At 58.1% G+C, this 9,607-nt stretch carries 8 protein-coding genes and 1 pseudogene; all 9 read left to right on the plus strand.

Annotated elements, in window-relative coordinates:
* Positions 1-90: 90 nt before the first annotated feature.
* Complete coding sequence (gene rutR, locus AUC61_RS26280) at positions 91-843, plus strand: HTH-type transcriptional regulator RutR (protein ID WP_243249202.1); 753 nt, start codon at positions 91-93, stop codon at positions 841-843.
* Between the two features lie 243 nt (positions 844-1,086).
* Complete coding sequence (locus tag AUC61_RS26285) at positions 1,087-2,178, plus strand: BMP family ABC transporter substrate-binding protein (protein WP_243249203.1); 1,092 nt, start codon at positions 1,087-1,089, stop codon at positions 2,176-2,178.
* Positions 2,175-3,689, plus strand: a complete 1,515-nt coding sequence (locus AUC61_RS26290; protein WP_243249205.1) for an ABC transporter ATP-binding protein — start codon at positions 2,175-2,177, stop codon at positions 3,687-3,689. Before AUC61_RS26285 ends, AUC61_RS26290 begins: the two co-directional genes overlap by 4 nt.
* The gene (locus tag AUC61_RS26295; RefSeq protein ID WP_243249207.1) at positions 3,682-4,803 is read left to right on the plus strand and encodes an ABC transporter permease; all 1,122 of its coding nucleotides are present in this window, start codon (positions 3,682-3,684) and stop codon (positions 4,801-4,803) included. Before AUC61_RS26290 ends, AUC61_RS26295 begins: the two co-directional genes overlap by 8 nt.
* Positions 4,803-5,741 carry an ABC transporter permease gene (locus tag AUC61_RS26300; RefSeq protein WP_243249209.1) on the plus strand — a complete coding sequence of 313 codons (939 nt, stop codon included), beginning with the start codon at positions 4,803-4,805 and terminating at the stop codon, positions 5,739-5,741. The genes AUC61_RS26295 and AUC61_RS26300 overlap by 1 nt, the downstream gene beginning before the upstream one ends.
* Positions 5,742-5,868: 127 nt before the next feature.
* On the plus strand, positions 5,869-6,360 hold the full coding sequence (locus AUC61_RS26305; RefSeq protein WP_240350546.1) for a GAF domain-containing protein: 492 nt from the start codon (positions 5,869-5,871) through the stop codon (positions 6,358-6,360).
* A gap of 230 nt (positions 6,361-6,590) precedes the next feature.
* Positions 6,591-7,631 (plus strand): annotated as a pseudogene (locus AUC61_RS26810) (methyl-accepting chemotaxis protein); the annotation flags it as partial.
* Between the two features lie 144 nt (positions 7,632-7,775).
* Positions 7,776-8,489: a methyl-accepting chemotaxis protein gene (locus tag AUC61_RS26815; RefSeq protein WP_422765765.1), complete on the plus strand. Its 714-nt coding sequence runs from the start codon at positions 7,776-7,778 to the stop codon at positions 8,487-8,489.
* 354 nt (positions 8,490-8,843) lie between these two features.
* The gene (locus AUC61_RS26315) at positions 8,844-9,533 is read left to right on the plus strand and encodes a dihydrofolate reductase family protein (protein ID WP_243249214.1); all 690 of its coding nucleotides are present in this window, start codon (positions 8,844-8,846) and stop codon (positions 9,531-9,533) included.
* The last annotated feature ends 74 nt before the right edge of the window (positions 9,534-9,607 follow it).

Consider the following 9,607-nt stretch of genomic DNA (forward strand, 5'->3'; position numbering starts at 1 on the left):
AGGTTTCGTGTTTTCTGCATGAGTGCTTTACCCAGCCCCCATCCACCGAGGTAAAGTGCCCCGGTACTCAATGTTGATGCGGTCGTAAATGTGAACAACCAACCTCCAGTGACGCCTCCCAAATCAGTCAAACGCAGCCGTGTGGTGAAGCCCAAGGCGGCTGGGGTCAAGGCTAAAGCCAAGCCGGTGGCCAAAGGCAAGGGCACGCGCGAAGCCAGTGCGTCGACGGTCAATCGGCGGATGCGTTTAATAGAAGGCAAGCGCACGGCGATTCTGGATGCGGCGCTGGAGATTTTTTCCCGCTTCGGTTTGCATGGCACCAGCCTGGACCAGGTGGCGAACATGGCTGATGTGTCCAAGACCAATCTGCTTTATTACTTCGCCAGTAAAGAAGAGCTCTACACCAGTGTGTTGCGACAGCTACTGGATGTCTGGCTAAAACCGCTGCGCGGCTTCAGTGCGGAGCAGGATCCGGTTGAAGCGATCAGTGAGTACATTCGGGTCAAGCTGGAGTTGTCTCGCGATCATCCTGCCGAGTCACGGTTGTTCTGTCTGGAGATCGTTCAGGGGGCGCCGTTGATGCTGGCTGAGCTGGAGCAGCCGTTGCGCGATATCGTCGAGGCCAAGGTCTCGGTGATTCAGGGCTGGATAGAGGCGGGTAAACTGGCGCCGGTTGAGCCGCATCACCTGATCTTTTCGCTGTGGGCCACGACTCAGCACTATGCGGACTTTGCCAGCCAGATCAATGCGGTGACTGGCAAGACGCTTGATGATCCGGTGTTCTTTGCGCAGACGCTGGAAAATCTGCAGACGTTGATCCTCAACGGCATCCGCCCGCGCTAAAAGCCCATCCCATTGACCCACCTCAATGCCCATGCCCGCTTTTCGTGCTCGCCCCGCCCAAACCAAGTGCTCTGCTTTGGACCATTTGATCTGTTTTCAGCACTCTGAAAAGCTAACCATCTGAAACTTATAGCTATTCAAAGAATGGCACAGTTACTGCTATCCCCTGAGCAGCTGTCCGGTCGGAGATTCTGATCGGTCGAGCCTTATCCCGCTGCTGGCCTACCATCAGGATGATCAACAATGCTCAACAGATTTCTTAAGCAAACCTTGGGTGCGGCAATATTGCTGGGGCTGGCGAATGGCGCTTCCGCAGAGGGGTTGACCCTGGAGAAACCGGCGAAGATCGCCATGGTTTACATCAGCCCACGTAATGACGGTGGCTGGACTCAGGCGTTCGATGAATCGAGGGTCAAGCTGGAGAAAGAGCTGGGCACCAAAATTCAGTACGTGGAAAGCGTTCCTGAAAACGCCGCTGCAATCACCCCGGTGGTTGATCGACTGATCGCTCGGGGTGCCAACGTCATCATTGGTACCGCGTTTGGCTACTCCGACACCTTCCTTGATCTGGCGAAGAAGTACCCGAAGATTGCCTTCCTCAATGGCTCGGGTACCACCAATGCGCCGAATCTGGAATCCTTCTACGGCCGTACTTACGAAAGTCAGTACCTGTGCGGCATGGTCGCGGGCGCGGCATCTAAGACGGGCAAGCTGGGCTTCGTCGCTGCCAACCCGTTTGGGCAGGTCAATTGGACAGTCAATGCCTTCGCGCTGGGCGCGCAACAGATCAACCCGAATGCCACCGTTAACGTGATTTACACCGGCGCCTGGAATGACCCGGTCAAAGAGCGCGCAGCCGCCATGGCCCTGATCGATAACGGCGCTGATGTACTCGGTCAGCACGTGGACAGCCCGACGCCACAAATCGTTGCGCAAGAGCGCGGCGTGCTGGGTACCGGCTACCACCGTGACTTGAGTGAGTTCGCGCCCAAGGCCACCGTTTGTTCTTCGGCCTGGGTCTGGGATCGCTTTCTTGCCCCTGAGCTGAAGAAGATCATTGCCGGTAACTGGGTGCCTGATCCAAAAGGCGCGCTGCTGTCCATGGAGCAAGGTGGCACAGACATTACGCTGACGGCGGGCGAGCACATTTCTGCCGAGAACAAGCAAAAGATCGAGGCCGCTCGTGAGGAGTTGATGAAAGGCCAGAAAATCATTTACAGCGGCCCGATGAGTGATCGAGACGGCAAGGAACGTATTGCTGCCGGTACAAGTTTGCCGGATGCCGACCTGTGGAAGATGGACTGGTTTGTCAAAGGCGTGGCCTCTCAGCAATGAGTCAGGCGAATGCGATCCAGCTCATCGGCATCAGCAAATCCTTCGACGGTTTCAAGGCCCTGACTGACGCGCACTTCTCCGCTAAATGGGGCGAAGTGCATGCCTTGCTCGGTGAAAACGGTGCAGGCAAATCATCGCTGATGAACATCGCCGCGGGTTTGTACGCGCCGGAGAGCGGCTCGCTGTTGATCGACGACAATCCGGTGCGGCTTGGCGGCCCGAAGGATGCGAGCCGCTACCACATCGGTATGGTCCACCAGCATTTCAAGCTGGTGCGACCTTTCACGGTTGCTCAGAACATTCTGCTTGGTCTGCCTGATGCGTTGGGGCAGGGCAGCTACAGCAAACGCTTGAAAGCACTTGAAGAGCAGATCAGCGCCAAGGCTCAGGAACTGGGCTTTGCCATTGATCCGCGCCAGACCATCGAAAACCTGTCGATTGCCGAACAGCAACGAGTGGAAATCCTCAAGGTGTTGCTGGCGGGCGCGCGCATCCTGATTCTCGACGAGCCCACCGCTGTGCTGACCGATCAGGAAGCCGAACGCTTGCTGGCAACGGTTCAGTCATTTGCCCGGCAGGGCGCGGCGGTGGTTTTGGTGACGCACAAAATGTCTGACGTCAAACGCTTTGCCGACCGGGTGACGGTCATGCGTGGTGGCCGGACGGTGGAAACCCTCGATCCGCAAAGCGTATCGGTCGAGCAACTGGTGCGTTTGACGGTGGGTGAATCGCAGACCGTTGCCGAGCATCCGCAAGCACCGGTTGGCGAGGCAAAACTGGTGGTGCGTAACCTGCGCTCTTTAGCGGGTCAGGGGCCGTTGGCGGGCGTCGATATGACGCTGCATGCCGGACAGATTTACGGCATCGCCGGGGTGGGGGGCAACGGCCAGAGTGAACTGGCCAATGCCTTGATGGGCCTGCCGCAAGCCGTCGAGGGTGAAATGTTGCTGCAGGGCTTTGGCGATTTGTGCGGCGCATCTGCCGAGCAGCGCCGGGATTTGCGCATTGCGTCGATTCCCGCCGACCGCTACGGCGCGGCGCTGGCAGGCTCGTTGTCCGTGGCCGAGAACTTTGCCATTGGGCAGATTCACAGTGGCCGCTACGGCTCGTTTTTTCGCCTGCGCAGCAAGCGTATGGATGAGGATGCCACCGCCGCTATCACCGCATTCGATGTGCAGGGTGTTCGCTCGCTGCAACAGAAGGCCGCGCTGCTGTCCGGTGGTAACGCGCAGAAACTGGTGATCGCCCGGGAATTCAGCCGCGACCCGCAACTGGTGCTCGTTCACAGTCCCAGCCGGGGGCTGGATGCCAAGGCGACCGCTGCGGTGCACGGTCGTTTGCGGGCCGCGCGGGACGCGGGGGCGGCGGTGCTGGTGATCAGCGAAGACCTTGATGAGGTGCTGATGCTGGCTGATCGTATCGGGGTCATGAACAGCGGCCGGATCGTCGCAGAATTCGAACGCCCGGCGGATCGCCAGGCGATAGGCAAGGCCATGGTGAGTCATGACTGAAGTGATACTGCAATCCCCGGCCAACAAGCCCGCACGACGTCAGCCGTTGCTGGCGCGCCGCTATGCACTGGAAATTCGTCAACAGTTGGCCTGGTACTGGCAAGCGCTGGTGATTGCCCTGGCATTGGTGGTCGGCCTGGCTATTTCGGCGGCGATTCTGGTCGGCGCGGGCGTTCCGGCAGAAGAACTGCTCAATGAGTTTGTCGTGCTGACCGTGCTGGACCCGCAGAACTTCAAGGCGGTGCTGTTTCAGGCGGCGCCGATGATCCTGGTGGGGCTGGCCGGGTGCATGGCGTTTCGTGCGCGCTTCTGGAACCTGGGCCTTGAAGGCCAGATGATCTGGGGCGGCATTGGTGCCACGGCAGTTTCCCTGTTCGAAGTTGGCCCGCCGTCGATTCGACTGCCGTTGATGTTGGCGGCGGCAATGATCTGCGGGGTGCTCTGGACCCTCGCGCCGGTGCTACTCAAGCTGCGTCTCAAGGTCAATGAGATCATCTCGACCCTGATGCTCAACTACATCGCCGCCAATTTCCTTCTGCATCTGCTCTACGGCAACTGGAAAGACCCTCGTGACAACTTTCCATATTCCCCGGCATTCCGGAGCTTCGAGCGCTTGCCTGATCTGCTCGATGGTTACAACGGGGCGATTGTTCTGGCGATCTTTGTGACCGTTTTCGCGCTGTGGTTTATTGGCATTTCCCGGGCGGGTCTGTACCTGCGTTTCGTTGACGCTAACCCGCGAGTTGCCGACGCCGTGGGTGTGCCGGTGCGCAAAATGATCATCGGCACGGTGTTGCTTTCCGGGGCACTGGCCGGGATTGCCGGGTTTATCGTTACTGCCGGACAAGAAGGGCGACTGACTCAGTCGTTTTATCAGGGCTATGGCTTCTCCGGAATTCTGATTGCCTTCCTGGCGCGCAATAACCCTGTTGCGGCAACCATCGTCGCTCTATTGGTTGCGCTGTTGTTTGTCGCGGGGCGCAGTTTGCAGGTGTTCTACCAGATCCCGTTTTCCATGGTGCAATTGATCCAGGCCATTCTGGTGATCTGTGTGGCCTCGTCGGACTTTTTCATTCGCCATCGCATGCGACTGATCCAGAAGGGAGAGCAGTGATGGACATGATTGCCAACTGGCTGGGCAACTCCCCTGACTTTGCTGTGCCATTCGCACTGGCAGCTCTGGGCCTGATTCTGACCGAGCGTGCCGGGGTTCTTGCGCTGGGTGCCGAAGGCTTGATGCTGGTCGGTGCGCTGGCGGCGATCGGCGCACAACTGAGCTTCAGCACGCCGATGATCTCGCTGATCATGGCCATGCTCGCCGCCAGTGTCGTGTCGCTGTTATTCGCGCTGATGGTGCTGGTGATGCGCATCAATCAGGTCATTGCCGGGTTGGCGCTGGTGTTCTTCTGCCAGGGACTCACCGGGTTGCTCGGTACCTTGCTGGAATGGACCAACCAGCCTGTGACTGGACTGGGCGCTGTTGCGTTTTGGCCGCTTTCAGAGTTGCCGCTGGTCGGGAAGGTCTTTGTACAAAATCCGCTGGTTTACCTGACGCCGCTGATTTTTCTCGGCGTGGTCTGGTTCCTGTATCGCAGTCATGCAGGCCTGCGTTTGCGGGCAGTGGGCGAGAACCCGCAAGCCGCGGATGCAGCGGGTATTTCCGTGTTGGGCTATCGGCTGGCTGCGATTCTTGCCGGGGCAGCGCTCATCGGTCTGGCGGGTGGATACATTTCGGTCCTCAGCACCAAGATGTGGATCGCGGACATGACCGGCGGACGTGGCTGGATTGCGGTATCGCTGGTGATTTTCGCGCGCTGGTCACCCTGGCGTGCTCTGGCCGGTGCCATTCTGTTTGGCTGCATTGAAGCACTGATTCCACAGCTGGCCTCGACCGGGATTCGCCTGCCGCAGTACTTCGTGCTGATGACGCCGTATGCCGTCACGCTGATGGTCATGATCTGGGTGGCAATGGACAAAAACGCAAAGGCGGCAGGTTCAGGCAATCAACCGGGTGCGCTGGGCGAAGCGTTCATTCGTGAGGAACGACGCTAGGCGCCTGGGTGCGGCATCACAGGCAGTTGCCCGGCAGGGCACCGCCAACGTAGGATGCGCAACCGCCTGACGTTTTGTGACGCAGCTCACTGTACGTCTGGACTCCGAACCATACGAGTACACATAAGTGACAGCCATCTTATTGACTGATGCTGAAGTCGCAGCGATCGCCGAGGTCGAAGCGACTTCCAACATTTTGCGCCTGATGACACGCCTGACGTCGCTGCGTTTTGCAGCCATTGCCCGGGTCACTGATCAGCGCTGGATTGCCTGCGCTGTCCACGATGAAATCCAGTTTGGTGTCACCCCTGGCGATGAACTGGACGTCGAGGCGACCATCTGCAAGGAAATTCGTCAGCATCACGCAGCAGTGGTGATTTCCAAAGTCAGTGAAGACCCGCGTTTTGTGAACCATCCGGTGCCGAAACAATATGGATTCGAAAGCTATGTGTCGTTACCGATTATCCTGGCGGACGGGGCATTTTTCGGCACGCTGTGTGCCCTTGATCCGCTGCCCGCCAGACTGGATGATCCCGATTTGATCCAGACGCTGGAAATATTTGCCCGCTTGATCGGCGTGACGCTCGATCTGCAGACGCGAGTTGCTGCGGCAGCCTAGAAATACTCGGTAATAAATCTTCAAAACGCTCTCTAGCCCCGCTGTATCCCCCGCCAGGCAAGCCTTTGTGCCGGTAGCGCCTGCTAACCGGCCGTCTGTCATTTGAAGCTTATTTTCTCCCGTGCTGAAACGTTTATTATGCGGTGATGTCATTTTGATGTCGCGCAAAATGGATGCGCGTCTAAGAGAGCAGGGCCGCCCTCACCAACTCATCATTCCCGGACGGTTTTATGCTCACAGCGATTAACACAACACTGGCGAATATCAGTGTCAAAGCAAAACTTTCACTCGGCTTCGCGCTGGTGCTGATCCTCACGTGTTTGATCGCTTTTACCGGTTGGTCCGGTTTGCAGTCGCTGGCTGAGCGTGGCGACAAAGTGGCGTCGATTGCAACGCTCAACGAGCAGGCCCGCGACCTGCGCATCGCCCGACTGAGTTACATGCTCAACCCGGACGCCGAACGTGCCGCTGCGGTTACCAGCTACATCACCAAGCTGGAAAACCAGACCCGTGAGATGAAAACCTTTTTCGTCACCGGCGCCAGCCTTGGGCTGATTGGCGAAGTCAGTGATGCGGTGACAATCTACAAAACCCATTTCAACAATTTCGTCCAGGCGACTCAAAGTCGTGAAGCGGCACGTAGCTCGATCAGTGTTCAGGTTGATACGATGATCGCCGAACTGGAAAAAATTCAGGATCAGGCTGGCGAGGCGGACCCTCAGGCTCGGGCCATGACCGCGCAGAACCGTCTCATTCAGCAGGCGCGTTCCCACGCCCAGACATACACCTACAGCACCAAGGCTGAATACCTGCAACCAGCACTCGCAGCTGTGGATGTTGCACGCAATAACCTGAAAAACCTCAATCAGGCTTCACCTCAAGCCATTCAGGGCATTGACCAGGCGCTGGTCGCATTTCGGGCTGCGATCGCGCAGTTCAGCGATAGCGTGACCAAGGCCCAGCAGGCGCAGATTGCCTTGACGGACGACGTGACCCGATTGCTGGAAGCCAGCAAGAAAATGACTGCCAACCAGATTGTGTTGCGCACCAACGACGTGAATGACGCCAACATGTTCCTGGCGGGCGCAACCCTCGCTGCGCTGTTGTTCGGCATTCTGGCTGCCTGGGTGATCACTCGTCTGATCGTCGGGCCGCTGATGGAAACCCTGCGCAATGCCGAGTTCGTCGCCAACGGTGACCTGAGCCACAACATGGCGGTCACTCGCAAAGACGAACTGGGCCAGCTGCAAACCAGCATGCAGCGCATGACTGTGGGGCTACGTGATTTGATTGGCGGTATCAGTGATGGCGTGGTGCAGATCGCCAGTGCTGCCGAACAACTGTCGGCGGTGACCGAGCAGACCAGCGCCGGGGTCAACAGCCAGAAAGTGGAGACCGATCAGGTGGCCACGGCCATGAATGAAATGACCGCCACCGTGCAGGAAGTCGCCCGCAACGCCGAAGAAGCTTCCGAAGCAGCGATCAATGCCAGTCGCCAAGCGAAGCAGGGCGATGACGTCGTGACCCAGGCCATGCAGCAGATTGGTCGGTTGGCCGAAGAAGTCAGCCAATCCACGGTTGCCATGAATGATCTGCAAACCGAAAGCGACAAGATTGGCAGCGTGCTCGATGTCATCAAGTCAGTGGCCCAGCAAACCAACCTGCTGGCCCTCAACGCGGCCATTGAAGCGGCGCGTGCCGGTGAAGCCGGCCGTGGCTTTGCCGTCGTGGCCGATGAAGTGCGAAGCCTGGCGCAACGCACTCAGACCTCGACCGAAGAGATCGAAGGCTTGATCACCGGCCTGCACAGCGGCACCCAACGTGTCGCGACGATTCTGGAAAACAGCCGCACGTTAACCGACAGCAGCGTGGAACTGACCCAGCAAGCTGCAACGTCACTGGTGAGCATTACTCGTTCTGTTTCGTCGATTGAATCGATGAATCAACAGATCGCTGCCGCAGCTGAGCAGCAAAGCGCCGTAGCCGACGAGATCAACCGCAGCGTGCTCAATGTCCGGGATATTTCTGAACAGACGTCTGCTGCCAGTGAAGAGACCGCAGCGTCCAGCGTTGAGCTGGCGCGGTTGGGTGTGCACCTGCAGAGCATGGTGGGCAAGTTCAAGCTTTGATGGGGGCACTTGCGGTGTCCACGGCACCGCGAGGTCAACGCCAGGAGTCGCACCGGTGTTTGTGCCGCGGCGCTGTCTTGAAGCAAACATTGGACCTGTAGGAGTGAGCTTGGTCTGGGTCGCATCCGGAAGATTCGGTTTCTTGGTCGACGAACATATCGCCTGAACTGACGCTATCGCGAGCAAGCTCACTCCTACAGTAAAAGGCGCTCCGTATCAGGGAGTTATATTTTTTTAGAGAGCCGCCGAAGGCTGCGATGACGTTGGCAGCGTTAGCAATCGAACTATCCCCAGACGCTACGGGTCGGTAGTACATCGCCAGTGTTGGTGAAGTAACCTGCCCGGAGCATTGCCATGAAGCCTTACGTCATCTGCCACATGATGTCCTCCCTGGACGGTCACGCCTTGACTGATGGTTGGGAGCGGCCTTTCAAGAATGCGGCGGGTGACCTTTACGAAGAGCTGGCCAAGACCTTCAAGTTTGATGCCTGGATTTGTGGGCGCGTGACCATGCAGGAAATCGCTCACAGCGAGGACTACCCCCGTGGTCTGGCCACGTCACCGATGCCGCGTACGCATTATTTCGCTGATCGCCATGCTGACAGCTTCGCCGTTTCCATTGATCCCCACGGTAAAGTCGCCTGGAAGAGCAATCAGGCGCTGGGTTCCCATGTGGTCGAAGTGGTCAGCGAGTCCGTGGATGACGATTACCTTGCGTATCTGCAATCCATCAATGTGTCCTACATTTTTGGCGGCAAGACTGACATCGACCTGAATAAAGTCGTCGACATCCTCGCCAGCGAACTGGGCCGTAAACGCCTGATCGTCGAAGGCGGACCTCACGTCAGTGGTTCGTTCCTGAATGCCGGGCTCGTGGACGAAGTCAGCGTTTTGCTGCTGCCTTTGATCGATGGCAGAGGCGAGCATCCAGCCTCGTTTGAGGTATCGGCCGAGGCCTGGAAGCAGCCAGCCTATCTGAAACTGGTTTCGGCTGAGGTTCAGGACGGTGGCGGGGTGTGGTTGCGGTACACGACGCAGGCTTGAAGGTTCAACTAAACTCCCTGTAGGAGCTCACGAGCACCGCGAGGCAGCGATGGCGGTTTGTCTGATACACCGCC

Source organism: Pseudomonas maioricensis (genome assembly GCF_022790535.1).
Taxonomy (GTDB): domain Bacteria; phylum Pseudomonadota; class Gammaproteobacteria; order Pseudomonadales; family Pseudomonadaceae; genus Aquipseudomonas; species Aquipseudomonas maioricensis.

Excerpts from the sequence above, each read along its gene's own strand:
- AUC61_RS26315 (WP_243249214.1), top strand. The coding sequence starts at position 8,844 with ATGAAGCCTTACGTCATCTGCCACATGATGTCCTCCCTGGACGGTCAC.
- AUC61_RS26300 (WP_243249209.1), top strand. The coding sequence starts at position 4,803 with ATGGACATGATTGCCAACTGGCTGGGCAACTCCCCTGACTTTGCTGTG.
- AUC61_RS26285 (WP_243249203.1), top strand. The coding sequence starts at position 1,087 with ATGCTCAACAGATTTCTTAAGCAAACCTTGGGTGCGGCAATATTGCTG.
- AUC61_RS26815 (WP_422765765.1), top strand. The coding sequence starts at position 7,776 with ATGAATGAAATGACCGCCACCGTGCAGGAAGTCGCCCGCAACGCCGAA.
- AUC61_RS26290 (WP_243249205.1), top strand. The coding sequence starts at position 2,175 with ATGAGTCAGGCGAATGCGATCCAGCTCATCGGCATCAGCAAATCCTTC.
- AUC61_RS26295 (WP_243249207.1), top strand. The coding sequence starts at position 3,682 with ATGACTGAAGTGATACTGCAATCCCCGGCCAACAAGCCCGCACGACGT.